The organism is Paractinoplanes abujensis, from assembly GCF_014204895.1.
Taxonomy (GTDB): domain Bacteria; phylum Actinomycetota; class Actinomycetes; order Mycobacteriales; family Micromonosporaceae; genus Actinoplanes; species Actinoplanes abujensis.
This window is the reverse complement of record NZ_JACHMF010000001.1, coordinates 2,985,230-3,009,186: the sequence shown is the minus strand read 5'-3', so window position 1 is coordinate 3,009,186 and position 23,957 is coordinate 2,985,230. Positions and strand designations below refer to the sequence as shown.

22 protein-coding genes are annotated in these 23,957 nt (G+C 71.8%); 18 read left to right on the top strand and 4 right to left on the bottom strand.

What is annotated here, in order from left to right:
• The first annotated feature begins 324 nt into the window (after positions 1–324).
• The 4 genes from BKA14_RS13530 (at position 325) to BKA14_RS13515 (ending at position 4,453) form a co-directional block, all read left to right on the top strand.
• Positions 325–1,299, top strand: a complete 975-nt coding sequence (locus tag BKA14_RS13530) for an acetylxylan esterase (protein ID WP_184951277.1) — start codon at positions 325–327, stop codon at positions 1,297–1,299.
• Positions 1,299–2,738, top strand: a complete 1,440-nt coding sequence (locus BKA14_RS13525; protein WP_184951276.1) for a glycoside hydrolase family 43 protein — start codon at positions 1,299–1,301, stop codon at positions 2,736–2,738. The genes BKA14_RS13530 and BKA14_RS13525 overlap by 1 nt, the downstream gene beginning before the upstream one ends.
• Before the next feature lie 249 nt (positions 2,739–2,987).
• Positions 2,988–3,746 carry a GNAT family N-acetyltransferase gene (locus BKA14_RS13520; RefSeq protein ID WP_239093303.1) on the top strand — a complete coding sequence of 253 codons (759 nt, stop codon included), beginning with the start codon at positions 2,988–2,990 and terminating at the stop codon, positions 3,744–3,746.
• 95 nt (positions 3,747–3,841) lie between these two features.
• Positions 3,842–4,453 (top strand): DUF7019 family protein, encoded by a 612-nt coding sequence (locus BKA14_RS13515; RefSeq protein WP_184951275.1) that lies wholly within the window; start codon positions 3,842–3,844, stop codon positions 4,451–4,453.
• Here BKA14_RS13515 and BKA14_RS13510 read toward each other — a convergent pair whose 3' ends face one another.
• A complete protein-coding gene (locus tag BKA14_RS13510) occupies positions 4,454–4,621 on the bottom strand; it encodes a hypothetical protein (RefSeq protein ID WP_184951274.1) in 168 nt (55 codons plus the stop codon). It lies immediately after the preceding gene.
• A 150-nt stretch (positions 4,622–4,771) separates the two neighbouring features.
• On the opposite strand from BKA14_RS13510, the gene BKA14_RS13505 reads away from it, so the two are divergent.
• From BKA14_RS13505 to BKA14_RS13490, 4 genes are all read left to right on the top strand, one after another.
• Positions 4,772–5,281: a toxin-antitoxin system HicB family antitoxin gene (locus tag BKA14_RS13505; protein ID WP_184951273.1), complete on the top strand. Its 510-nt coding sequence runs from the start codon at positions 4,772–4,774 to the stop codon at positions 5,279–5,281.
• Positions 5,282–5,360: 79 nt separating this feature from the next.
• Positions 5,361–6,200, top strand: coding sequence for a DUF4097 family beta strand repeat-containing protein (locus BKA14_RS13500; protein WP_184951272.1), 840 nt, complete (start codon positions 5,361–5,363; stop codon positions 6,198–6,200).
• 15 nt (positions 6,201–6,215) lie between these two features.
• A complete protein-coding gene (locus BKA14_RS13495) occupies positions 6,216–6,977 on the top strand; it encodes an ABC transporter ATP-binding protein (protein WP_184951271.1) in 762 nt (253 codons plus the stop codon).
• Between the two features lie 2 nt (positions 6,978–6,979).
• Positions 6,980–7,741, top strand: coding sequence for an ABC transporter permease (locus BKA14_RS13490; RefSeq protein ID WP_184951270.1), 762 nt, complete (start codon positions 6,980–6,982; stop codon positions 7,739–7,741).
• 71 nt (positions 7,742–7,812) lie between these two features.
• Here the strand turns inward: BKA14_RS13490 and BKA14_RS13485 are convergent, their stop codons facing one another.
• The 3 genes from BKA14_RS13485 to BKA14_RS13475 form a co-directional block, all read right to left on the bottom strand.
• Positions 7,813–8,514 (bottom strand): helix-turn-helix transcriptional regulator, encoded by a 702-nt coding sequence (locus BKA14_RS13485; protein ID WP_184951269.1) that lies wholly within the window; start codon positions 8,512–8,514, stop codon positions 7,813–7,815.
• Between the two features lie 42 nt (positions 8,515–8,556).
• Entirely contained in the window at positions 8,557–8,955 is a 399-nt protein-coding gene (locus BKA14_RS13480) for a nuclear transport factor 2 family protein (protein ID WP_184951268.1), read from the bottom strand.
• Positions 8,956–9,762: 807 nt separating this feature from the next.
• A complete protein-coding gene (locus BKA14_RS13475; protein WP_184951267.1) occupies positions 9,763–10,767 on the bottom strand; it encodes a hypothetical protein in 1,005 nt (334 codons plus the stop codon).
• 403 nt (positions 10,768–11,170) lie between these two features.
• On the opposite strand from BKA14_RS13475, the gene BKA14_RS13470 reads away from it, so the two are divergent.
• The 10 genes from BKA14_RS13470 (at position 11,171) to BKA14_RS13425 (ending at position 23,949) form a co-directional block, all read left to right on the top strand.
• On the top strand, positions 11,171–12,154 hold the full coding sequence (locus BKA14_RS13470) for a metal ABC transporter substrate-binding protein (RefSeq protein ID WP_184951266.1): 984 nt from the start codon (positions 11,171–11,173) through the stop codon (positions 12,152–12,154).
• A 22-nt stretch (positions 12,155–12,176) separates the two neighbouring features.
• Positions 12,177–12,962, top strand: coding sequence for a metal ABC transporter ATP-binding protein (locus BKA14_RS13465; protein WP_184951265.1), 786 nt, complete (start codon positions 12,177–12,179; stop codon positions 12,960–12,962).
• On the top strand, positions 12,959–13,798 hold the full coding sequence (locus BKA14_RS13460; protein WP_184951264.1) for a metal ABC transporter permease: 840 nt from the start codon (positions 12,959–12,961) through the stop codon (positions 13,796–13,798). Before BKA14_RS13465 ends, BKA14_RS13460 begins: the two co-directional genes overlap by 4 nt.
• A complete protein-coding gene (locus BKA14_RS13455) occupies positions 13,795–14,604 on the top strand; it encodes a metal ABC transporter permease (RefSeq protein ID WP_184951263.1) in 810 nt (269 codons plus the stop codon). Before BKA14_RS13460 ends, BKA14_RS13455 begins: the two co-directional genes overlap by 4 nt.
• Positions 14,601–14,879, top strand: a complete 279-nt coding sequence (locus tag BKA14_RS13450) for an ArsR/SmtB family transcription factor (RefSeq protein WP_184951262.1) — start codon at positions 14,601–14,603, stop codon at positions 14,877–14,879. The genes BKA14_RS13455 and BKA14_RS13450 overlap by 4 nt, the downstream gene beginning before the upstream one ends.
• A 184-nt stretch (positions 14,880–15,063) precedes the next feature.
• Positions 15,064–15,882, top strand: coding sequence for a slipin family protein (locus BKA14_RS13445; RefSeq protein WP_184951261.1), 819 nt, complete (start codon positions 15,064–15,066; stop codon positions 15,880–15,882).
• 18 nt (positions 15,883–15,900) lie between these two features.
• Positions 15,901–16,833 (top strand): nucleoside hydrolase, encoded by a 933-nt coding sequence (locus BKA14_RS13440; RefSeq protein ID WP_184951260.1) that lies wholly within the window; start codon positions 15,901–15,903, stop codon positions 16,831–16,833.
• A 96-nt stretch (positions 16,834–16,929) separates the two neighbouring features.
• Entirely contained in the window at positions 16,930–17,133 is a 204-nt protein-coding gene (locus tag BKA14_RS13435) for a hypothetical protein (protein WP_184951259.1), read from the top strand.
• Positions 17,100–19,841 carry an ATP-binding protein gene (locus BKA14_RS13430; RefSeq protein ID WP_239093306.1) on the top strand — a complete coding sequence of 914 codons (2,742 nt, stop codon included), beginning with the start codon at positions 17,100–17,102 and terminating at the stop codon, positions 19,839–19,841. The genes BKA14_RS13435 and BKA14_RS13430 overlap by 34 nt, the downstream gene beginning before the upstream one ends.
• Entirely contained in the window at positions 19,831–23,949 is a 4,119-nt protein-coding gene (locus tag BKA14_RS13425) for a CHAT domain-containing protein (RefSeq protein ID WP_184951258.1), read from the top strand. Before BKA14_RS13430 ends, BKA14_RS13425 begins: the two co-directional genes overlap by 11 nt.
• Positions 23,950–23,957: the final 8 nt, after the last annotated feature.

The following is a 23,957-nucleotide window of genomic DNA, read 5'->3' as shown; positions in this document are numbered from 1 at the left end:
TCGACCCCGGTGTCCCGCTGGATCGACGCCGTGAAATCGTCGTCGGTGAAGACCGGGCCGCCGCTCGGCCGACCGCCCAAGCCACTGCGCCGGGGGCGACGTCACAGCCGACGGCCCACGTGCCCGCGGTGGTCAAGTGCTGAGAGCTCACCGCATTGATCCAGCACGGCATCGGCTGCGCGGCGCCCGGCCGTACGGGGAAACTGAATCGCACGTGGTGCTCGAGCTCGGCCGGAACCGCGAGCCCGAGCCTCCCGTGTCAGGATCATCCGAGCGGGCGGCGGCTGCCGGCCCGTCCCCGGACCCGACGGAGGAACGACCACCGTGCTCACCGACCTCTCCCCGGACCAGCTCGCCACCTATCGCAGCAGCCAGACCGCGCCCGGGGGCTTCGACGAGTTCTGGGCCGAGACCCTGGCCGAGGCGGGCAAGCACGACATCGACGTGCGCCTGCATGAGGTCACGACCAACCTGACGACCCTTTCCACGTACGACGTGACGTTCCGGGGTTATGCGGGCCAGGACGTGCGGGCCTGGCTGCGGGTGCCCGCCCATGCCACCGGCCCGTTGCCCACGGTGGTGCAGTACGTCGGGTACGGCGGCGGCCGCGGGCACGCGCTGGAGAACCTGCTGTGGGCCTCGGCCGGCTTCGCGCATCTGCAGATGGACACGCGCGGGCAGGGTTCGGGCTGGAGTCTCGGCGACACCCCCGACGAGGCGCCGTCGCAGCCGCAGGTCCCGGGGGTCGTGACCCGCGGCATCCTCGACCCGGCCACGTACTACTACCGGCGCATGTTCACCGATGCCGTCCGCGCCGTCGACGCCGCGCGCAGCCTCGACGTGGTCGACAACGCCCGCATCGCGGTGCTCGGCGGCAGTCAGGGCGGCGGCAACGCGCTCGCGGTGGCCGGGCTGCGCGACGACCTGGCCGCGGCGGTCGCGTTCGTGCCGTTCCTGTGCGACTTCCCGCGCGCCCTGCAGGTCACGGAGTCGTACCCGTACAAGGAAATCATCGACTACCTCGTCGTGCACCGCACCGACGTCGATGCCGTGCGGCGGACGCTGGCCTTCTTCGACGGGGTCAACTTCGCCGCCCGAGCGTCCGCCCCCGCGCTGTTCTCCGCCGCGCTGCGGGACACCGTGTGCCCGCCGTCCACCGTCTTCGGGGCTTTTCACGAATACACCGGTGACAAGCAGATCGAGGTGTGGGAGTTCAACGGGCACGAGGGCGGCGGCATCCTGGACGAGGCCCGCGCCCTGGAGTTCCTGCGGGGACGCCTCGGCGCCGGCGGCATCTGATGGGCCGGCCGATCCTGCCGGGCTTCCACCCCGATCCGAGCGTGTGCCGGGTGGGGGAGGACTACTACCTGGTCTGCTCGAGTTTCGAGTACTTCCCGGGCGTGCCCGTGTTCCACAGCCGCGACTTGGTGAGCTGGCGGCAGATCGGCAACGTCCTCGACCGGCCGTCGCAGCTGCCGCTGCCGCGGGACACGGAGGCGTCCGGCGGCATCTACGCGCCGACGATCCGCCACCACGACGGCCGGTTCTGGGTCATCACGACCAACACGTCCGGGGGCGGCACCTTCATCGTGACCGCCGAGCGGCCCGAGGGCCCGTGGAGCGAACCGGCCTGGATCGACCTGCCCGGCATCGATCCCGACCTGGCCTGGGGCGACGACGGCTCCTGCTGGGCGGCGGTGGCGGGCACCCGGATCGCGCGGATCGACCCGGTGGCGGGCAAGGTGCTCGACGGCCCGTTCCCGGCCTGGGCGGGCACCGGCCTGCAATATCCGGAGGCGCCGCACCTCTACCGGATCGACGGCTGGTGGTATCTGCTGATCGCCGAGGGTGGCACCGAGCGCGGCCACACCGTGGCGATGGCGCGGGCGCGCACCCCGCTCGGCCCGTGGGAGCCCGCGCCCGGCAACCCGCTGGTGACCCACCGCAGCACCGACAAGCCCGTGCAGAGCACCGGGCATGCCGACCTCGTACGGGCTCCCGGCGGCACCTGGTGGATGGTGTTGCTGGCCACCCGGCCGCGCGGCAGGACACCGGCCTTCCACGTGCTCGGCCGCGAGTCGTTCCTGGCCCGGGTGCAGTGGGTCGACGGCTGGCCGCAGGTCGGCGAGGTCGGCTCACCGAGCGGGCCGCCCCCGGCCGCCGAACGCGACGACTTCGACACCGGTGACCTGGCTCCGCAGTGGATCTCCCCGCGGTGGCGGCCCGACGACTCGTGGTCGCTCACCGAGCGCCCCGGCCGGCTGACCCTGCATGCCACCGGGTCCACGCTCGACCGCCCCGGGTGCACGTTCGTCGGCCGCCGGCAGCAGCACCACGACACGCGTGTCTCGACCCGGCTCGACCCCGGGACGGCCACCGCGGGTCTGTCCGTACGCCTGGACGAGGCCCACCACTACGACCTGGAGGTCTCGGCCGGCGTGGCCCGGGTGGTGGCCCGGATCGGCCCGCTGCGCCAGGTCGTGGCCGAGCAGCCGGTGCCGCCGGGCCCGATCGACCTGACCGTGGAGACCCGCACCGACCACGCCGGTCAGGGCCCGGACATGATCGCGTTCCGGGTGGCCGGCGGCCCGCCGCTGACCGAGCTCGACGGCCGCTACCTGTCGACCGAGGTGGCCACCGGCTTCACCGGCCGCGTGATCGGCCTCTACGTCACCGAGGGCACGGCATCCTTCGACTGGTACGCCGTCGAGCCCCGACCGTCGGAACCGGCGGGCTGAGCACGCGCCGGGCCGACCGGGCGTCGGGCCCGGCTGGTGGCGCCTGCGGAAAGCCAGGCCGGACAGCTGACCCTTCCGCGGTGGCCGCGGACACCGCCAGGACCTGATATCGTGCCCGGGTCCGCGCAGTCGAGCGCGGCGCTCTGTGCGAAGGACTGACGCCTGTGATCTCGGTGAGCTCAGCGGCCGCCTGAAACCTGCGGCGGCCCGACGTCTGTCTCGTCAGCGACCGCACAGAGGGTTTTCACAGTGATCTTGGATGTTCGTATCCAGCAGTCCGTTGCCGCCAATCTGTCCGCCCGTCCGGCGGCGGCCGAGGTAGGGCCGTTCGTCCTCGGGCTCGACCCGGGCACCGACAGTCCGCACATCAACTACGCCACCCCGCAACCCGGCGCGACCATCACGGCGGCCGACGTCGCCGCGCTGGTGGCGGCGTTCCGCGCGGCCGGCCGCCGGCCGCGCCTGGAATATGTCGTCACCTGCGCTCCCGGCCTCGAATCGCTCCTGGTCGCGGCCGGGTTCCGGGTCGAGGAGCGGCACGACTATCTGGTCTGCGACAGCGCGACGCTGCTCGTGCCGCCCAGGCCGGACGGTTTCGACCTGCGCGAACCGGACACCGACGCGCAGCGCGCGGCGATGGTGGGCGCGCAGAACGAGGCGTTCGGCGGGGAGCCGACGGCCACCGCGTCCGACACCGCCCGGGTGCTGCGGCTGCAGTCCGCCGGTGGCGTGGCGATGGCGGCCGTCGCCGCCGACGGCACCTGCGCCGGCGGCGGCACCGCGGTCGCGCCGAACGGCGGGGTCAGCGAGGTCGGCGGCATCGCGGTGCGCCAGGCGTTCCGCCGCCGCGGGCTGGCCGCGGCGATCACCGCGGCCGTCACCGGGCGGTTGTTCGCCCGGGGCGCCGATCTGGCCTGGCTGGAGGCGTCCGGCGAGGACTCGTGGCGGGTCTACGAGCGGGTCGGTTACCGCGCGGCCGGCCGGCGGCTCTACATGGTGCTGAACTGACGCGCCGGCGGGGAGGGGAGTTCATCCGGGCTCTGCTCCCCGCCGCGTGTGTCGACAAGGGATGGGATACTCGGGTTCGCCGCCGAGGGGGATGGATGTCGTTCCGGTATTTCGTCTACATCAGCGATGCCAAGGTGGAGATGCTGCTCCAGCAGATCGAGCCCGGCGCCCTGCGCAAACGCGCGTCCGAGGTCGGGCTGGGCCTGCAGTTCTTCACCGCCAAGCGGACGGGTGAGTCGCTGGCCGGGGCCGAACGCACCGCGCGGCTCGAGCGGGTCGTCCGCCACCTGACCGACTTCGGTGATCTGGGCACGGTCGACGAGCCGGGCCAGTTCTTCTGGGGGCTGTTGCCGCTGCGATGGGGTTCGACCGTGGGGGCCGACGGCTTCCCGATGATCTATTTCGGCGGCCGTACGGGTAAGACCGTGCTCGGCCTCGGCGGCTCGCGCGCCCACGTGTTCGGTGCTCCGCCCGGAGCCGACCAGCAGGTGCTGCCGGTGGGCCGGTCGCAGCTGCCGTCGCTGCTCGAGGGCATCACCCGGGTCGACGGAACCGACGCGCCCGAGGCGGTCCGCGCGGCCACCGACGGCCTGCGCGGGCCGGAGCAGAACATGGAGTTCATCGCCAAGCGGCTGATGGACGAGCCGGGCCCCGAGGGCGAACGGGTGCTGCTGGGCTCCCCGCTCTACGTCGCCTTGGTGGACTGACTAGTCAGGCGGTGAGCCGGGGTCCTCGGTCTCCGGCTCGTCCCAGCGGTGCCGGTTGCGGTTGTCGTGGCCGGGTGGCACGCGGCGGCGGTTGACGCCGTACCAGGCGGTGCCGGATTGCAGCTCACGAACGCGGGAACGGTTGCGCGCAGGCGCCGCGCCGGACATCGTGCATCACTTCCTTGCGGGTCGTTTCCTCGTCGAACGGGATGCCCGTACGGGCCTCGGCCAAACACCGGCACCAGCGTGGTGCCAGGTGGTGCCATTTGTGTGCCACATCGATTGCGAGTGGTGCCATGCGTGTGCCATAGTGGTGCCATGGACTTGACCTCGTATGTGAGCAACCTCGGCCGCGAGTTCGCGACGCTGGCCGAAGCCGGTGGTGAACAGTCGCGTGCGCTGGTCGAGCGCCTGACCGGCTCGCTGGAGTCGGCGATCCGGATGACCCTGCTGGACGCGCTGTCCCACGCCGCCGACGAGATCACCCGTGACCTGGCGCCCGGCTCGGTCGAGCTGCGGCTGCGCGGCCGTGACCCCGAGTTCGTGGTGACCGCGCCGCCGTCCGAGACCCCCGCGCCGGCCGCCGGCGACGCCACCCCCGCCGACGACCTGCCCTTCGCCGAGGACGGCCCGGCCGCCCGCATCAACGTCCGCATGCCCGAGCAGCTCAAAACCGCCATCGAGGAGGCTGCGGCCAAGGAGGGTCGTTCGGTCAACGCCTGGCTCGTCCGGGCCGCCACCACCGGTCTGCAACGCTCCGATCCGCGACCCGACACGCGCGCCACCGTGAAGCGCTCCGCGCAGGGCTTCACCGGCTGGGTGCGCTGACCCCCGCACCTTCTCCGCTCTTCCTTCCGCGTCCCTGACCTGCGGGGACGACTCACCGACCCATGAAGTGGGGACCACCGTGCCTGTTTTCGACACCCCGGAACCGATCGCCGTCACTGTTGAGTTCGGCGTCGGCAGCCTGAAGATCACCGCCACCGACCGCGCCGACACCGTCGTCGAGGTCCGCCCGAGCGACGAGGCCGACCAGTCCGACGTCGAAGCCGCCCAGCAGCTGCGGGTCGACCTCAGCCACGGCGAACTGCGGATCACCGGCCCCAAGCGGATGTTCGACTTCAGCAAGAAGACCCGCTCGGTCGACGTGACCGTCGAACTGCCCACCGGCTCGTCGCTGTCCGCCCACCTCCAGATGGGCAGCATCCGCGCGACCGGGCGGCTCGGCGAGTGCCGGCTCAAGACCACCGGCGACGTCTCGCTCGACCACACCGGGCCGCTGCGCCTGCACACCGGCGTCGGCGCCGTCACCGCGGGCACGGTCGCCGGGGACGCCGACGTCTCCACCGGTTCCGGAACGATCCAGCTGGGCCGGGTCGAGGGCGCCGTCGTGGCCAAGAACTCCAACGGCGAGACGGCCATCGACACGGCCACCGGTGACGTGCGGGTGCGCAACGCCAACGGCCGCATCGACATCGGGCGGGCCGCGGCGGGCGTAGACGCCAAGACCTCGTCGGGCGACATCCGGCTGGGTGAGGCCGTACGGGGATCGGTTGTCCTCGGCACGGCCCTGGGTGGCCTCGACATCGGCATCGCCCCCGGCACCGCGGCCTGGCTCGAGGTCAGCACCTCCTACGGGCACGTGCGCAACCAGATGGAGCACGTCGTCGGACCCGACGAGGCGGCCCAGACCGTCGAGGTCCGCGGCCGGACCTCGTACGGCGACATCGTCATCCACCACTCCTGAGGACGGAGACCCCCCATGAACAGCCACACTTCCGCCATCCACGTCGACGGGCTCCGCAAGTCGTACGGGCAGATCGAAGTGCTCAAAGGCGTGGACTTCGACGTCGCCAAGGGCAGCATCTTCGCGTTGCTCGGCTCGAACGGCGCGGGCAAGACCACGGTCGTACGGATCCTGTCCACGCTGTTGAGACCCGACGGCGGCACGGCCACGGTCAACGGCCACGACGTCGTGCAACAGCCGGCCCGGGTGCGCGGGTCGATCAGCCTGACCGGCCAGTTCGCGGCGGTCGACGAGATCCTCACCGGGCGCGAGAACCTGATCATGCTGGCCCGGTTGCGGCGCGTGCAGAACCCGCAGCGCGTGGCCGACGACCTGCTCGCCCGATTCAGCCTGACCGAGGCGGGCGGGCGCCGCGTGGGCACCTACTCCGGCGGCATGCGGCGCCGGCTCGACATCGCGATGAGCCTGATCGGCGACCCGCCGGTGATCTTCCTCGACGAGCCCACCACCGGGCTCGACCCCGAAGCCCGCATCGAGGTCTGGAACGAGATCCAGAAGCTGGCCGGCGGCGGCACGACCGTGCTGCTGACCACGCAATACCTGGAGGAGGCGGAGAAACTGGCCGACCGCATCGCGATCCTCCACCAGGGCACCATCATCGTCACCGGCACCCTGACCGACCTGCGCAAACTTCTGCCGCCCGCGAAGGTCGAATACGTCGAGCGGCAGCCCACCCTCGAAGAAGTCTTCCTCTCCGTCGTCGGAAAGCAGGCCTGACCATGACCACCCACGTCCTCGGCGACACCAACGTGATGCTCGGCCGCTCGATCAAGCACGTGTCGCGCAGCCTCGACACCATCATCACCGTCACGATCATGCCCCTGGCGTTCCTGCTGCTGTTCAGATACGTCTTCGGCGGCGCCATCCAGGCCGACACCGACAACTACGTCAACTACCTGATACCCGGCGTGCTGCTCATCGCCATCGCCAGCGGCATCTCGTACACGGGCTTCCGGCTCTTCAACGACATGAAGAGCGGCATCTTCGAACGCTTCCACTCGATGCCGATCGCCCGCTCGTCGGTGCTGTGGGGACACGTCCTGACCTCGCTGGTCTCCAACGCCATCTCGGTCGTGGTGATCCTGCTGGTCGGGCTGGGCATCGGCTTCCGCACCTCGGCCGGCATCCTCAGCTGGCTGGCCGTGGCGGGCATCCTGACGGTCTTCACGCTCGCCCTGACCTGGGTGGCGATCATCGCCGGCCTGACCGCGTCCACCCCCGACGGTGCCTCCGCCTTCTCCTACCCGATCATCTTCCTGCCCTTCATCAGCTCCGCGTTCGTGCCCACCGAGACGATGCCGGGCCCGGTGCGGGCGTTCGCCGAGAACCAGCCGGTGACCGCGATCGTCAACTCGATCCGGGCCCTGTTCGACCAGCAGCCGGTGGGCAACGACATCTGGATCGCCCTTGCCTGGTGCGCGGGCATCCTGCTCGTCGCCTACGCCTTCGCCATGGCGGCCTACAAGAAGAAAATCTCCTGACCCCGTACGGGTCACCGAGGGGCCGGCTCACCACGGGCCGGTCCCTCGGCCCGTCCGGTCCCGGCACCGGCTCAGGTGAGGCGCCGCGTCGGCCACCGCGCCAGATCCGCCTCCAGGAGCGCAGGGTCGCGCGGTGGCGGGACCTCGCCGAGAATCTCCAGCCGGGTGATCCGCTCGATGCGAAAGCCGCGGATCGCCCCGCGAAGCCGGCACCAGCCCGTGAGCAGCCAGGCGTCCCCTGCGCGGAGAAGCCCCATCGTCTCCACGTCGCGGACGGTGCGGGCGCTGTCCGCGCTCTCGCCCAGATAGGTGAGCCGCACCAGGCGCCGGGCGGCCACCACGTCGGCCAGCATCCCGAGCGGCACCACGTCGTCAGTCGCGGCCACGGCGTCGATGACCCGCAACGTCCCGAGCATCTCCTGCACGGGCCCGCGGTTCTCCTCGGCCATGACGGCAGTGATCTTGGCGCGGGCGCGGCGGGCTGCCCCCTGGTACGGCGAGGAGTCGAGCAGGGCCAGCCCGGCCAGCACCGTCAGGGACTCGGCGGCGGACAGGTTGAGCGGGGGCAGCGAGTACTCCCGGAGGATCGAGTAGCCGCCGGTCGCCCCGTGGTCGGCGTAGATCGGGACACCGGCGACCTGAAGCGAGCCGATGTCGCGCTCGATGGTGCGCGCGGACACCCCGAACTCGGCGGCGAGCCGGGCCGCGGACCACGGCCGGCGCGCCGCGCGGAGCAGGTCGACCAGGGCGTACTGGCGCTCGGCACGCTTCATCCCCCGAGTCTGGCAGAGCCGGATCATGCTTGCGGCCGTACGTCAGCTCCGCATGCTCCGCTGCCCGCCGACGGACCACACCCGCCGGACCCGGCCGTCAGCGTCGAAGTCGAACACGTCGACGCCGCCCGCGAGGGTGCCGCCGGACTCCACATCCCACAGCAGCCGGCCGTGCTCGCCGTCGATCGCATCGGCGATCCGGGTGAAGACGACGCCCGGGTTCTGCTCGTGCCACCAGTCGAGATACTTCGCGAAGTCCCCGGCGGTGCGAATGTCGTCCGCCGGGGCCGACCCGTCGCGTTCGGTCACGGCGAAATGAATGCGGAAGTCGTCGGCACAGATCTGCCGCGCGAGGGCGCCGTCGGTGTTCCACATCGTCAGCCACAGGTCGAGCGAATGCCGGGCGGTGGAACCGGTCGTGGGGTTGTTGCTCTCGGTCATGCCCCGATCCTGAGCCGCCGGCGCGACAACAGTATGTCGGTGTTCCCGACATTGCCGTGCACCTACATCGGGTCCAACCCGTCGGCCGACTCACGCGTGAGCCGCCATCGCGGCAGCGCCCGCCCTGAGCCTGCTCGGGTCGCTGGAACAGATACCCGGCAGCGTCGAGACGAGCCCGTACGGCCTCCACGTTGCGCCGGACGCGCCGCATGGTCTCGGCGGCCACCGCGCGGGCGTCGCCGGCGCGGGCGTCCGGGCCGAGCTTGCGAAGGTCGGCCCAGACCCGCTCGTGCTCGCCGCTCAGGTATCGATCGAGGAAAATCACGGCGGCGATCTACTGCCGGCCTCCGTCGCCGGGCGTTGCGGGATCTTGCGACCATGGCGGCATGAACGGGCCGGGCGTGGATCTGGTGCTGCCGGGGGCGGCGCTCGGGTCGCTCGTGGTGATCGCGGCGGCCCGGTGGTGGATCCGTCGCGGCGCACGTTGCGAGGCTGCGGCTCGGCCCGTCGACGTGGCCTACCTGAACGGCGGGCACCGGCTGGTCGTCTGCACCGGCACGGTGAGCCCGAACTCTGGCTCCTCGACGCGAACCTCGCCGAGCGGGCGGGCGCGTTCTCCGGCCGGCTCCCAGCCTTCCCCAGCTTCCGCGCAACCTTCCTGCGATCGGACTGGTGGCCCCGGAACGGCTGACGGGCGGCTCGTGGGTCCCGTCTGTCAGGGCCGGCGGCGCCGGTGGCTCATTGCGGGCGTGGTGCGGGCGCTGAGCATCGACGTGCGGGGCGATTTTCCGACGGATCGCTCCCTCATCAGCGGTGCGGCGGCTGCTCCTCGGCGAGATTCGATCCTGCTTCCTTGGACGTTTGCCCTGTGGCGGATGCGGGGGAAGGCGCAATGGGCGCGCTCCGAACGATCATGTCTTGGGCCCACCTCTCACTGAAACCCGCGAGGAAGGACAGGCCGCCGAAGAAGTGACTCTGTTGCTCGCCCGCAGTGAGGGGCAGCAGGCCTCCCTCGAGGAGAGCGTAGAGCGCTACGCCGAAGACGGCGCCGATCACCGGTCGGAACGCGCCCGCCAGGAACGTGACAACACCGCCTTGATTGACGTCGACGGAGAGATTCTGCCCTCGAGTGATCCGAACCATGACGCTGGCGATGGCTCCGATTCCGCCGCCGATGATGCACAGCGTGATGAGGTGCTGGAAAGATTGTGCGATGCGCAGGTGCTGCTCCATCACATAGACCGGCAGGGCCAGAAGCATTATTCCCGCCGGTAAGCCCAGCAGATATCGGGCAAACGTGCGATGTATCGCGCCACGCTCGGCGAACTTTTCGACTCGATCCAGGTCGGCTGTGGCGACGAGCGACGTCCGCTCCAGTCGGACGGTGGTTTCATCCTTTGTGGACGCGATCGAGTCAACCGTGCCCAGGAGGAGCACCGCTACATCGAAGAGCATGTCGAGACAAAGGTTCCGTGTGCGTTGCGTGAGCACGTTCTTCGATTCATGTTCCGCCCGTCGCGCCAGCCAGATGGTGCGCCAGTAGGCGGCGATGAACGGAGGATGGCGCATGGCGATGTCCCGGCGATCCATCCAAACCATCAGTCTTCGGTACGGCTTCTCGGCCTCGCGTCCTCCGTCCGGATTGCCGTTTCTCTCCACCAGGAGCAGGCAGGCATTGGTGTGGGCCGGAAAGTAGGACTCGACGATCCGGCCGTTGTGATTCTCGAACCTGTCCTTGATCGCGCTCAGTGTCGCTTCGTCGGAGTCCTTTACGGCGGCCGCCAGACGCGGAAGTGCTGACAGGCCGGGCATGAGTTGGGTGAAAGCGGGTCGCGAGGCGGATCGCCATCTGGGGCGTCGTTGTCCATCGGTTCCGGAAGCTCTGGCCATACAATGGGCAGTACGCCGAGGTCCCGGCCGTTTCAAGCCTGACGTCCACGATCCGACGTTCCTCGGCGGCGGTCAGCCTGCCGCGCCAAGCTGAGCGGACACCTCGGCGCCTTCGCCTGATGAAATGTCGCTTGATCGGGGTGCCGGATCTATTCTTCGGCCGATGCCGATAGGGCGGGTGAGTGCCTCGACCTGTGGCTTCATGCGCATATGTGGACGTGCGTACAGGTGCTTGATCGGTGATATGCACGGATGGCCATCTTGTCATTAGACCATTTGTGTTGGAAGTGATTATCGTTTTGCTCCTGAGTGAGGGAGCGGAATGATGAAGAACCGGAAAAGCTTGCTGAGCATCGCCGTGGTGGCGGCGGGGGCCGTGGTGCTGGCGGGCTGCGGGTCCGGCGACGAGGCCGAAGCCGGGGCGGCGCAGGCGAGCGCCGCACCCAAGCTGGCCGTGGTGGCGACCACTCCCGAGGTGGCCGACTTCGTGCGCGCCATCGGGGGCGACGCGGTGTCGGTCACGCAGATCATCAAGCCGAACGTGGACCCGCACGACTTCGAGCCGACTCCGGCTGACATCAAGGCCATCGCCGAGGCCAAGGTTGTCGTCAAGAACGGGGTAGGGCTGGAGGAATGGCTCGACCGGACCGTGGAGGCGTCGGGCTTCCAGGGGGAAGTGGTCGATTCGAGCGTGGGCGTGAAGCTGCGTGAGGGTGGCCACGAGCACGAGGAAGAGCACGCCGGCGAAGAAGAGGCCGAAGAGCACGAGCACGACCCGCACATCTGGCACGACCCGCGCAACGCCAAAATCATGGTGGGCAACATCGAGAAGGGGTTGGCCAAGGCGGATCCGGCCGGCGCGGCGACGTTTGCCGGCAACCTGACCGCGTACGGGAAAGAACTCGATCAGCTGGACGCCGACAACGAGGCCGCGTTCGCCGGGCTGCCGGCGGCCGATCGCAAGCTGGTGACCAATCACGACGCGCTCGGGTACTACATCGATCGGTACAAGCTGGAGTTCGTCGGGTCGGCCATTCCGAGCCTGGACACCTCGGCCGAGTTGTCGGCCCGGCAGCTCAGCGATCTGGTGGCCAGGATCAAGGCGACGAAGACCAAGGCGATCTTCACTGAGAGCTCGCTGCCGCCGAAGACGGTGGAGGCCATCGCGCAGCAGGCCGGCGTGAAGGTCATCGGTGGGGAGGACGCGCTGTACGGCGACAGCCTGGGCGAGCCGGGCACGCCGGAGGGCACGTATCTGGGCGCCGAGCGGCACAACACCGAAGTGATCATCGCCGGCCTGAGCGGCTGAGATGAGCGGGACGGCGGCTGAGATGAGCGGGACAGCGGCTGAGACGAGCGGGACGGCGGCTGAGACGAGCGCGGCGGGAAAGGCGACGGTCACCGCAGCGAAGGCGGTCGAGTATCGCGGCGTCAGCCTGGGCTATCAGGGCAAGCCGGCCCTGACCGACGTCGACGTCACCCTGCGCGAAGGGCAGAAGCTGGCGCTGGTCGGACCCAACGGTGCCGGGAAGTCGACGCTGATCAAGTCGATGCTGGGGCTGGTCGACGTGCTTCAGGGCAGCGCCGCGGTGTTCGGGCGCGACCCCGGGGCGGCCCGCGGCCGGGCCGGCTACGTGCCCCAGTCGGGCAGCCTCGACGCCGACTTCCCGATCAGTGTCCGCCGCGTCGTGATGATGGGCCGTTACCGCCGGATCGGCTGGTGGCGGCCCGCCCGCGCCGTGGACCGCAAGGCCGTCGCCGACGCGCTCGACCGGGTCGGGCTGGCCGACCGGGCCACCCACCGGTTCGGCACGCTCTCCGGCGGCCAGCAGCAGCGCGTCCTGCTGGCCCGGGCCATCGCCGCCGAGCCGGGCCTGCTGCTGCTGGACGAGCCGTTCAACGGCGTCGACGTGGTGAGCCAGGAAGCGATCGTACGGGTGCTGCGGGAACTGAGCGCCGAAGGCACCGCGCTGGTCGTCAGCACCCACGACCTCACCCTGGCGCGCGAGCTGGCCGACCTGGTCTGCCTGCTCAACGGGCGGCAGTGGGCGGCCGGCCCGCCCGACGAGACGTTGGCGGGCGGGCCGCTGCGCCTGACCTACGGGATAAGCGGATGATCGAACCGTTCCAGCTGCCCTTCATGGGGCGGGCGCTGGCCGAGATCGCGCTGCTGGCCCTGATCTGCGGTCCCGTCAGCGTTTTCGTGTACGCCCGTCGTCTGTCGTTCGTGTCCGACGCGCTCACCCACACGGTGTTCCCGGGCGTCGTCATCGGGTTCGTGGCCGGCGGTCTGGCCGGTGTGTTCGCCGGGGCCCTGGTGGCCGCGCTGCTCACCGCCGTCGTGCTGACCGTGCTGACCCGCGGCGCCCGCGTCTCCGACGACACCGCGACGGCCGTCGTGCTGACCGCCATGTTCTCGATCGGTGTCGTGCTGGTCTCGCGCCGGTCCTCCTACACCGCCGATCTGACCTCGTTCCTGTTCGGCCGGCTGCTCACCGTCACGCCGCGGCAGCTGGCCGAGACCGCCGTGCTGGCCGTCGTCGTCCTGGTGGGTCTGCTGATCGGGGCCCGGGTCATGATCTTCCGTACGTTCGACCCGGCGGGCGCGGCCGCGGCCGGTTACCGGATCGCCGGGATCGACCTGTGGCTCAACGTCCTGGTCGCGCTCGTCGTCGTGGCCGCCGTCCGCGCGGTCGGCACGATCCTGGTGGTCGCGCTGCTGATCGTGCCGGCCGCGGCCGCCCGCATGGTGACCGACCGGCTGGCCGTGATGGCCGTCGTGGGCACGGTGCTGATCGTGGGCGCCGGGTATGCGGGCCTGTTGCTGAGCTGGACCGCCTCGCTGGAGTACGGGGTGGCGCTGACTTCGGCCTCCGCGGTGGTGCTGCTGCTCGTGGCCGCCTATCTGCTCCTGATCCCCGTACGGCTGCTGCGGCGCGGACTGAGCGCATGAGCTGGTGGGATGACGCGTTGCACCGGGCCACCGCCGAAGTCGTGCTGGCCGGGGCGCTCGGTGGGCTGATCGGGGTGCAGGTCGTGCTGCGCCGGCTGGCGTTCTTCACGATGGCGCTGACCCACGCGACGTTCCCGGGTGTGGTCGCCGCCGCCATCATCGGCGTCAACATCGTGCTGGGCGGAGCGGTGGCCGGGGTGGTCGTGGCGTTCGGCGTGGCCGCCCTGACCCGGCGCCGTGGCCAGGACGCGGCCGCGGCCACGGGGGTGCTGGTGTCGGCCGGGTTCGCGCTCGGCGCGGCGCTGGTCGCGACGCAGAGCGGATTCAGCCGGGACCTGTCGTCGTTCCTGGTCGGCTCGATCCTGACCGTGTCGCCGGGGGACCTCGTGACCACCGCGGTCGTGCTGGCCGCGGTGGCGGTGGTGCTGCTGGCCGGGGCCCGCCCGCTGCAGCAGATCGCGTTCGACCGGGCCGGCGCCCGGGCGTCCGGGTTGCCGCTCGGTGCGTGGGACGTCGTGCTGCTGCTGACCATCGAGGTCGTGGTGGTCACGCTGGTGCCCGCGGTCGGCACGATCCTGGCCCTGTCGCTGATCGTCGCGCCCGCCGCCGCGGCCCGCCTGTGGTCGGACCGGCTGCCGGTCATCACGGCGCTGGCGGTGCTGCTCGGCATCGGCAGCGGGGTGGCCGGGCTGTGGGTGTCGGCGCGCTGGAACGTGGCCGCGGGGGCGAGCATCTCGTTGACGGCGACCGGAATCCTGCTCCTGTCGTGGCTCGCGACGCGGCTGCGGGTCCTGGTGCCGGCATGACCGAACTGGACCGGGCGGTCGATGCGTTGCGCGGGCTGGCGTACGGGAGCCGGTTGCACATCGTGGCCCTGCTGCGTGAGGGTGAGAAGACTCCGTCCGTGCTGGCCGCCTCGATCGGCGCCCACCAGTCGGCCGTCGCCCACCACCTGCGCAATCTCGTCGACGCGGGGCTGCTGCGCCGGCGCCGGCAGGGCCGTCACCTGTTCTACTCGTTGCGCGACGAGCAGACGGCCCGCCTGGTCGACGAGGTCATGCGCTACGCCCGCGAACACTGAAAATGCGTTGTGGCCGGGCGCCCGGGCTGTCACTCTGATCTTGGCCCCGGCGGCTTCAGAAGTACGTCCTTCCGCACCGGATGCATTGGCGATCAAACCACGCTGATCCGCTGCCCTCCTGGCGACCGATCCTTCACATCGGAACCGCTCCGGGGCCACTCCGACGTTTTTTCAGAGGTGAATCATGTCCGACACTCCCGAGGTGATCGTCCACAGCGGATTCCGCGGCCTGCGTTACAGCGACGGCCGGTTCGACGAGGTGCTCGAGCCCGGCCGCTACGAGATGCCCAAGCGGAGCCGCTTCAGGAGCAAGCGGGGGCCGGCCGTCCGGATCGTGCCGATCGACGTGCGCGAGCGCGAGCTCACCATCAAGGGCCAGGAGATCCTGACCGCCGACAAGGTGGCCGTCCGGGTCAGCATCGTCACCCACTTCCGGGTGGTCGACCCGCGGGCCGCCGTCGAGCAGGTGGCCGACTACGCCGACCGCATCTACAGCGACGTGCAGCTGGCCGCGCGGCGCTCGCTGGCGTCGATGACGCTCGAGGCCATCCTGACCAACCGCAACCAGCTCAGCGAGGACATCCTGCGCGACGTCGAGGGCGTCTCGGCCGGCTACGGCGTGCAGATCGTCCGGGCCGACGTCAAGGACCTGGTCTTCCCGGGCAACCTGCAGGAGGTGATGAACCGGGTGCTCACGGCGCAGCGCGTGGCCGAGGCGCAGATGGTCGAGGCCCGCACGCGGGCCGAGCGCGAGACCCTGGAGGCGAACACCAAGGCGGGCGCCGAGCGGGTGGCGGCCGAGGCCGAGGCGCAGGCCAAGCGGATCCGGGCCGACGCCGAGGTCGACGCGTTGCGCCGGCTGGCCGCGGCGGCCGAGGCGTACGCTCAGCACCCGGCCCTGCTGCGGCTGCGCGAGCTCGAGACGCTCGGCTCGCTCGGCACCAACGCGGCCGCGCGCCTGTACATCGGCTTCGACAAGCACAGCGACCTCGGAGCGGAATAACCACGACGAGGGAGCCCCATGCCCCACCCCGTGATCATCGACTGCGACCCGGGGCACGACGACGCCCTCGCCCTGCTGCTCGCCGCGGGCGATTCCCGGCTCCGGCTGCTCGGTGTGACCACCGTGGCCGGGAATCAGACCCTCGACAAGACCACCCGCAACGCGCAGCGCATCCTGGCCCTGGCCGGCGCGGGCGACGTCCCCGTGGCCGCCGGCTGCGACCGGCCGCTGGTGGGGGAGCTGGCCGTGGCCGACTACATCCACGGCCCGTCCGGGCTCGACGGCCCCGACCTGGACGTGCCGGTCACGCCGGTGGCCGAGGAGCACGCGGTCGAGCTGACCCGCCGGCTGGTCACGGAGTCGGCCGAGCCGGTCACCCTGATCGCGCTGGGGCCGCTCACCAATGTGGCTCTGCTGCTGCGCACGCATCCGGAGATTCGTTCCCGCGTCCGGCGGATCGTCTTCATGGGCGGCTCGACCGAACGCGGCAACACGACCCCGTACGGGGAATTCAACATCGTCACCGACCCCGAGGCGGCCGACATCGTCGTGCGCTCCGGCCTGCCCCTGACCATGGTCGGTCTCAACGTCACGCATCAGGTCCGGGCCACGGCCGGCATCATCGCCGAGTTCCAGAGCCTGGGTTCCCGCACGGGCCGGGTCTGCGCCGAGCTGATGACGTTCTTCGCGGGCGCCTACCTGCGCAACTTCGCGCTCGGCGACCCGCCCGTGCACGACCCGGTCGCCGTCGCCTGCGTGCTCGACCCCGCCCTGGTGCAGACCGTGACCGCGCCGCTCGCGATCGAACTCGCCGGCACCTGCACGCGCGGCGCCACCGTCGTCGACCTGCACCACCGTACGGGCCGGGCCGACAACGCCCAGATCGCGGTCGGGATCGACGTCGAAGCCTTCTGGCGTACGTTGATGAAGGCCGTCTCTAGGTATACCTAGACGGACCCCGAGCAGGGGAAATAGGAAGACGCTCCCGATGTGGTGACGCGCTCGCAAGCCGAGGATCGGTGCATAACCCATTACGAGGAGCGCGTCATGATGATCCACCCCGACCTGATGCTGACCCTGGCCAACGAGCACCACCGCGAGCTGATCGCCGAGCGTGACCGCGCGCGTCTGCTCACCAGCGCCCGCGCCGCCCGCAAGGCCCGCCGGGCGGCGAAGAACTCGGCGGCCCGCGGACGCCCCACCGGTAGCCTGTCGTCGTGCGAACCGTACGTGGCGGCGCCGGCCCGGTGATGATCGGCAGAGAGAGCGAGCTGCGCCGCCTGGCGCAGCTCGCTTCGGCCCGTGAGCCCGCGGTGGCGATCATCGCGGGCGAGCCCGGCATCGGTAAGACCCGCCTGGTCCACGAGTTGCTGGCCACCCTGCCGGCCACGACGGTGGTGCTCGTCGGGCAGGCCGAGCCCAGCTCGCTGTCCCGCCCGTACGAGGTGCTGCTGGACGCCATCGACGACCGGCCCGAGGTCAGCCGGACCCGGCTGGCCGCCCTGGCCGACGCCACCCGCAGCCCCGTCGAGCGGCTGCACACCGGCCTGGCCATCCTGGACGATCTGATCGGCGACGCGCCCGCGGTCGTCGTCTTCGAGGACCTGCACTGGGCCGACTCCGAGAGCGCGGCGCTGTTCGAGCGGATCGCCGACCAGCGGGGCCCGCGCCTGCTCATCGGCACCTACCGGCCCGACGAAGTGACCCGCCGCCAGCCCGTCGCGGGCCTGCTCGCCCGCACGGAACGCCGGCACGCCGTCACCCACGTGCGGCTGGACCGCCTCACCCCGGCGCAGACGGCGGCGCTGCTCGCGGCGGCCACCGGCGCCCCCGCCCCGCTGCGCGCCGCCACCGCGCTGCACGCCCGTACGGGTGGGAATCCGTTCTTCCTCGAGGAACTGCTGCGCGCGCTGCCCGGCTACGACGTGGAGGCGCTGGTCGAGCAGCCGCTGCCGTGGAGCCTGGCCGACGTGCTGCGCCGCCAGGTCGACGACCTCGACCCGGTCACCCACCGCATCGTCGAGGCGGCCACGGTGCTCGGCCACCGCATCCCGTTCGACCTGCTGGCCGCGGTCACCGGCACCGGTGAGGACGAGCTCATCGCCGTGCTGCGTGACCTGGTGACCTCGGGGGTGCTGGTCGAGTCCGGTGAGGACGAGTTCACCTTCCGGCACGCGTTGCTGCGCGAGGCGATCGGCGACCAGATGCTCGGCCGGCAGCGCCGCCGGCTGCACGAGGCCGCGCTGGACGTGCTGTTGGGCGCGGGCGGCTCCGACCCGGCCATGGTCGCCCACCACGCCCGCGGCGCCGGTCGCTACGACGACCTGGTGGCCGCCGCCCGGCGCGGCACCGCCCTCTACCTGTCGATCGGCTCGGCCTACCAGGCCCTGCAACTGGCCGAGATGGGCCTGGACGAGGTGCCCGACGACACCGAACTGCTGGCCGGGGCGGCCCGCGCGGCCTGGCTGGCCGGTCTGCTGGACGACGCGCTGCGCTACGGCCGCCGCTGGCGTGACCTGGCCGCCGCCACGAGCGACCGGGCCGAGGCGCTCTACCTGCTGATCCGCCTGGCCTGGGAGTCCCGCGAGTTCGCCGAGATGCGCGCGCTGACCGACGACATCGAGACGCTGATCGCGCAGCTGCCCCGCGGCGCCGACCAGGCCCGTGCGATGACCGCCATCGCCCAGTCGCAATACCTGCGCGACGAGCTCGACTCCGCGATCCTCTGGTCCGACCGCGCCCTCACGCTGGCCGACGAGTTCGAGCTGCCCGCCGTACGGATGGCCGCCCTGCTGGAGAAGGGGGCGGCGCTCAGCGAGCGCCCGCACACCACCGCCGACGGCCGCGAGATGCTGTCCGCCCTGGTCGACGAGGCCGAGAAGGCGGGCGAGTGGGTGCTGGCCGCGCGCGCCCTCAACTACCTGTTCTACGGCGAACAGCCCACCTCGCCGGAGGAACACGCCGCGACCCTGGAACGGATGCGGGTCGACGCCGAGCGGGCCGGGTTCGAGTCGCTCTCGGTGGCGACCTACTACCAGGGCCTGGCCCGGCTCTCGCTGCGCCAGGGCGACCTGCGGGCCGCCATCGCCGCCCTGGAGGACGGCCGGGAGCAGGACCGCAACTACCGCCGCCGGGGCCGCTGGGCCGACTACCACGGCGTCTTCCTGGCCGGGCTCTACCTGGAGGCCGGTGAGCTGGACCGGGTCGAGCAGGTCATCGCCGACCTCGCCGCGCTGCCCAACAACCCGCCCGCCGTCATCTCCGGCCTCGAATTCCACGTCGCCTGCCGGCGCTCCGACCTGCCGCGCGCGCAGGGCCTGCTCGACCAGTTCGTCGCCGAGCTGGCCGAACAGGCCTGGCGCAGCGGCGAACAGGCGCACGACCTGGTGTCGGCCGCTCTCGAGCTGGGCCTGCCGATGAACCGTGTCGACGCCCTGGCCGCCGAGATGCTCGACTCCGTGGTGTGGGACGCCTACCGGACCCTGGTCGGCGCCCAGCTCGCCGAGGCCCACGGCCGGCTCGCCGAGGCGCGCGACGGCTACCTGTCCGTCGTCGACGCCCACATCCTCGGGCCGGCCACCCGCGGCACCGCACGGGTCGGGGCCGCCCGCTGCCTGCTCGCCACCGGCCGCCCGGACGAAGCCGCCGCGCAGGCCGCGCAGGCCGCGCCGTTGCTGAAAGGCTGGCGGGGCTGGCGGGTGGTCCAGCTCGACCAGCTGCGGGCCCGGCTCGGGCTGGCCGAGGAACCGGCCACCGGCCCGGACGCCCTGACCCCGCGCGAACGCGAAGTGGCCGTGCTGATCGGCGAAGGCCTGACCAACGCCGAACTGGCCCGCCGGCTCTACATCTCGCCCAAGACCGCGGCCGTGCACGTCTCCAACATCCTGCGCAAACTCGGGGCCTCGTCGCGCACCGAGGTCAGCGGCCTGCTGTCCGTCAGAACCGGACATGAGCGATGACTGGCTGGACGGGCTCGACGACCTGGGCATCGGCACGCCCCCACAGGTGATCGACGCGGCCGTCGCCAGGATGACTCCCGGGGCGGCGCAGGCCGATGCGGGGATGCTCTACCTCTGGGCCACGCTGCACCTGCTCCGGGCCGCGCAGGCGTCGATGATCCCGGGCCGGTTCACGGCGCCGGGGGACCTGGACGAGGCGGTCCGGGCCGGGGAGACCGCGCTGCGGATGCTCCGGGAGCACCCGGGCGCCTCGATCACCGCCGGCTCCGCCCACCGCGACGAGGGGGAAGCGGAGCTCGAGGCGGCGCTGCTGCAGATCGTGGCCGAGGCGCTGACCCTGCGGGACGCGCCCGGAGACCTCGACCGGGCCATCGCCGTCACGACGGAGACCGCGCGGCGGTACCGGCCCGCCTCGGAAGAATGGGCGCACGCCACGAACGAACTGGCCCACCGGCACCTCGCGCGGTACCTGAAGGACCACCGGGCCGCCGACTTCACCGCGGCGGAGCACGCCCTGCTGGCCCTCTTCGACACCGGGTGGCCCGACCGGCCCTCGCTGTGGCAGCGGCACGGGTCGCTCTACGAGGAACGCTTCCGTCGCCACGGCGACTACCGCGATCACTGGCGCGCGCTGGAGATCCTGCGCGCGGGCTGGGCCGAAGGGTCACGCTTCCCGCTGCTGGCGTTGTCGTTCGCCGACACGGTCGTCAACTCGGGCACCGCCGAGCCGGCCGCGGCCGACCTCGACGCCGCGGCCCGCATCCTGTCCGAGGCGGACCTCGGCGAGTTGCCGCCACCGATGCTCCAGCAGTACCACCACCTCGTGATGACGGTGCAGTTCCGGCGGCACGAGACCGAGGCCACCGTACGGGCGGCGGACCGGCTCGTCGCGTGGCCCGGCACCGAACCCGTGCTGCGGGCCGAGGCGCGCTGGGTGCGGGCATCCGCGCGGCTGCAACAGGCGGCGCGGGCCCGGGAGCGGATGGCGCCCATCGACGAGATCATCGCCGACCTGGCGGCCGCGGCGCCGTTGCTGAACCCGGGCGCCCGCCGGATCGCCGACGCCCAGCTCACCCGGATGCTGGCCGAGCGAGCCCGCCGTACGGGAAACCGCAAAGACGCCGAGGAGAGCGAGGCGTACGCCAGAGAGGCGCTCGACCGGATGCCCCGCGGCACCGCCGAGCGCACCGAAGTGCAGTACCACCTGGCCTTCCAGCTGGTCCGGCGGGGCCGGGCCGACGAAGCGATCGACCTGCTGGAACAGGTGGTCGCCGCGGGGACGGCCACGCCCTCGGTGCGGGCGGCGGCGGCCGCCCAGCTGGCCACCTCGATCGCCTGGCTGCTGCACCATCGCGGTGGCGACCCGGCCCGGCTCGACCGGGCGATCACGCTGGCCCACGACGCGCTGGAAGGCGCCGGGCTCGACGACATGAACCGGGTCGCGCTGGCCGCCGGGCTGGCCGGCGTGCTGCTGATGCGCTTCGAGATGCGCGGCGACCTGGCCGACCTGCGCTGGAGCCTCGACCTGCTGCACGACGCGCGGCACGAGGCGCCCGACGACCCCAACCGGTACGAGCTGCTGCTCAGCCTGGGCCAGGCCCAGCTGATGTGGGCCGAGATCACCGGCTCGGCGCTGCCGGCGGACACCCCCGCGCTGCTCACCGGCGCGCTGGCCCTGATACCGGCGGACGACCCGGCCCGGGTCCTGACGTTGCGCAGCCTCGGTGCCGCGTACGCGCTGCTCGCCGAACGCAGCGGCGACCGCGCGCACTGGGAGGAGGCGGTCGGCTACGCGCGTCAGGTGCTGGCGGTCGTGCCGAGCCCGGCCTCGATGCGGATCAGTGCCGGCGGCACGCTCGTGCTCGCGGGCCGGGCCATCGAGCGGTTCGACCTGGTGCGCGAAGGCGTCGACCTGATCGGGGGCGCACTGGAGGAACCGGTGGGGGAGATGCTGCGGGGCCGGCACCTGGCCCTCTACGGCACCGGCCTGGTCGCGCTGCTGGCGCACGAGCGGCGGCCCAGCGACCTCGTGCGGGCCGTCGCCGCCCTGCGAGCCGCCCGCGACCTGGCCGCCGCCCAGCCCGGGCAGCGGGGTGCCGCCGAGATCGGGATGGCCCTGTCGGTGGCCCTTCAGCTCGGCGACGACCCTTTGGCGGCGGCCGAGGCCGGTCGGCTGGCCCTGCGCGAACGGGCCTGGCAGGTCCTGGTGCAATCCGGTACCCACGACGCCATGACCACCGCCCGGCGCAGCTCCCCGGAGGCGTTGCAGATCGCCCGCATCCTCCGAGACGCCGGTGACCTGACCGCCGCCTGGCAAACCCTGGAAACCGGCCGCGGCCTGGTCCTGCACGCCGCCACGGTCGCCGCCACAGTGCCCGACCTGCTGCGGGCCGCGGGTGAGTCCACCCTCGCCGAGCAGTGGAGCGCCGACCCGTCGGCCGCCCTTTCCTTCTCCGCTCCTCCCACCGCGCCGTCCCCGCCCGCGCCTCCTTCTGCCGCGCCGCTCTCTTCTTCGGCGCCTCCCTCTCCCGCGCCGTCTTCCGGGGCGCCTTCGTCTTCCGCGCCCTCGTCTTCCGCGACTCCGTCTCCCGCGTCGTCCGTGCCGGGCGGCGGGGCTGCTTGGCGCTCGGGTATGCCGGCCATGCCGAGTGATGCGCGGTTCCGGGCTCTCCAGGTGCTCGCAGGCGAGGCCGGTCTGTTCGATCCGCCGCCGGTCGAGCAGGTCGGCGCTGCGTTGCGTGCCCTCGGCGCCGACGCCCTGGTCTACCTCTTTCCCGGTACGCCCGGGTTCGCACTGCTGGTTCTGCCGGACGGCGGGATCGAAACCCTCGATCTGCCCGCGCTGACCGGCGACTGGTCGGCACCGGCGGCAGTGCAGTCGGCCCTCGCAACCCGCGAACGGACGGTCGCCGGCTCGGCACTTCCGGATTCGACCGTTTCCGGTTCGGCACTTCCTGGTTCGGCACTTCCTGGTTCGGCACTTCCTGGTTCGGCACTTCCTGGTTCGGCCGTTTCTGGTTCGGCCGCTCCGGGTTCGGCAGGCCCCGGTTCTGCTGCTCCTGGTTCGGCTGCTTCTGGCTCGGCCGGCCCCGGTTCTGCAGCCCTTGGTTCTGCACCTCTTGGTTCTGCAGCTGCCGGCTCCGCTGCTGCTGATCTTGTGGCTGGCGACGGGGCGACTGACGAGCCGGCTGTGGCGAGGACAACGCGCGACCTGGGGCCGGCCGGGGCCGATGCCGTGGTCGGGCGCACGCTGGGCGAGGTGTGCCGGGCGGCCTGGGACGTGGCGATGCGGCCGCTGCTCGATCACTGGCGTACGGGCCGGTCCGGCGAGCCGCACTTCGTGTTCGTGACCGACGGTGCGCTGGCCACGGTGCCCTGGCACGCCGCGCACGGGGACGGCCGGTGGGCCATCGACGAGGCGGCGTTCTCGTACATCGCGTCGGGACGGCTGCTGGTGGAGGTGGCCCGGCGGCCCGCGCCCGCGCGTGGTGACACCGCACTGGTGATCGGGAACCCTGACACCGGTGACACGGCCCAGGCGCTGCCGAACGCGGGGGCCGAGGCGAGCACGATCTTCCGGAAGCATTATCCCGCGGGCCGGTTCTGCGGCCGTCCCGCCGGCCCGGACGTGGTGGCCGACGGTCCCGGCCTGCCCGCCGACGTGCTGGGCTGGCTGGACTCGCCCGCACCCGTCCTGCATCTGGCCTGCCACGGCGTCATCCGCGCGGACGGCCCGGCCTCGTCGTACCTGCTGCTGGCCGACGGCACCCGGGTCTCGGCGGAGGAACTGCTGCGCCCCCGACCGGCCCGCACCCCGGGCCTGGTCTCGCTGGCGGCGTGCACCACGCACCGGGCCGGCCGCGCCTACGACGAGGCGGTCACCCTCTCCACCGGCTTCCTGGTGGCCGGCGCGACCACCGCGATCGGCTCGCTGTGGCCGGTGCCCGACGTCGAGACGGCTCACCTGATGGTCGCCTTCCACGACAACCTGGCCGGCGCCGGAATGCCCCCGCACGCGGCCCTGCGCGAGGCTCAGCGCTCGATCCGGGACCCGGACGACGACACGACCCTCACCCACTGGGCCGGGTTCGTGCATCTAGGCCGGTGAATGTGTTC

Bases quoted from the DNA above. Each gene is read 5' to 3' on its own strand.
- BKA14_RS13525 (WP_184951276.1), top strand. From the start codon at position 1,299: ATGGGCCGGCCGATCCTGCCGGGCTTCCACCCCGATCCGAGCGTGTGC.
- BKA14_RS13515 (WP_184951275.1), top strand. From the start codon at position 3,842: ATGTCGTTCCGGTATTTCGTCTACATCAGCGATGCCAAGGTGGAGATG.
- BKA14_RS13510 (WP_184951274.1), bottom strand. From the start codon at position 4,621: ATGTCCGGCGCGGCGCCTGCGCGCAACCGTTCCCGCGTTCGTGAGCTG.
- BKA14_RS13505 (WP_184951273.1), top strand. From the start codon at position 4,772: ATGGACTTGACCTCGTATGTGAGCAACCTCGGCCGCGAGTTCGCGACG.
- BKA14_RS13495 (WP_184951271.1), top strand. From the start codon at position 6,216: ATGAACAGCCACACTTCCGCCATCCACGTCGACGGGCTCCGCAAGTCG.
- BKA14_RS13490 (WP_184951270.1), top strand. From the start codon at position 6,980: ATGACCACCCACGTCCTCGGCGACACCAACGTGATGCTCGGCCGCTCG.
- BKA14_RS13485 (WP_184951269.1), bottom strand. From the start codon at position 8,514: ATGAAGCGTGCCGAGCGCCAGTACGCCCTGGTCGACCTGCTCCGCGCG.
- BKA14_RS13480 (WP_184951268.1), bottom strand. From the start codon at position 8,955: ATGACCGAGAGCAACAACCCCACGACCGGTTCCACCGCCCGGCATTCG.
- BKA14_RS13475 (WP_184951267.1), bottom strand. From the start codon at position 10,767: ATGCCCGGCCTGTCAGCACTTCCGCGTCTGGCGGCCGCCGTAAAGGAC.
- BKA14_RS13470 (WP_184951266.1), top strand. From the start codon at position 11,171: ATGAAGAACCGGAAAAGCTTGCTGAGCATCGCCGTGGTGGCGGCGGGG.
- BKA14_RS13465 (WP_184951265.1), top strand. From the start codon at position 12,177: ATGAGCGGGACAGCGGCTGAGACGAGCGGGACGGCGGCTGAGACGAGC.
- BKA14_RS13460 (WP_184951264.1), top strand. From the start codon at position 12,959: ATGATCGAACCGTTCCAGCTGCCCTTCATGGGGCGGGCGCTGGCCGAG.
- BKA14_RS13455 (WP_184951263.1), top strand. From the start codon at position 13,795: ATGAGCTGGTGGGATGACGCGTTGCACCGGGCCACCGCCGAAGTCGTG.
- BKA14_RS13450 (WP_184951262.1), top strand. From the start codon at position 14,601: ATGACCGAACTGGACCGGGCGGTCGATGCGTTGCGCGGGCTGGCGTAC.
- BKA14_RS13445 (WP_184951261.1), top strand. From the start codon at position 15,064: ATGTCCGACACTCCCGAGGTGATCGTCCACAGCGGATTCCGCGGCCTG.
- BKA14_RS13440 (WP_184951260.1), top strand. From the start codon at position 15,901: ATGCCCCACCCCGTGATCATCGACTGCGACCCGGGGCACGACGACGCC.
- BKA14_RS13435 (WP_184951259.1), top strand. From the start codon at position 16,930: ATGATGATCCACCCCGACCTGATGCTGACCCTGGCCAACGAGCACCAC.
- BKA14_RS13425 (WP_184951258.1), top strand. From the start codon at position 19,831: ATGAGCGATGACTGGCTGGACGGGCTCGACGACCTGGGCATCGGCACG.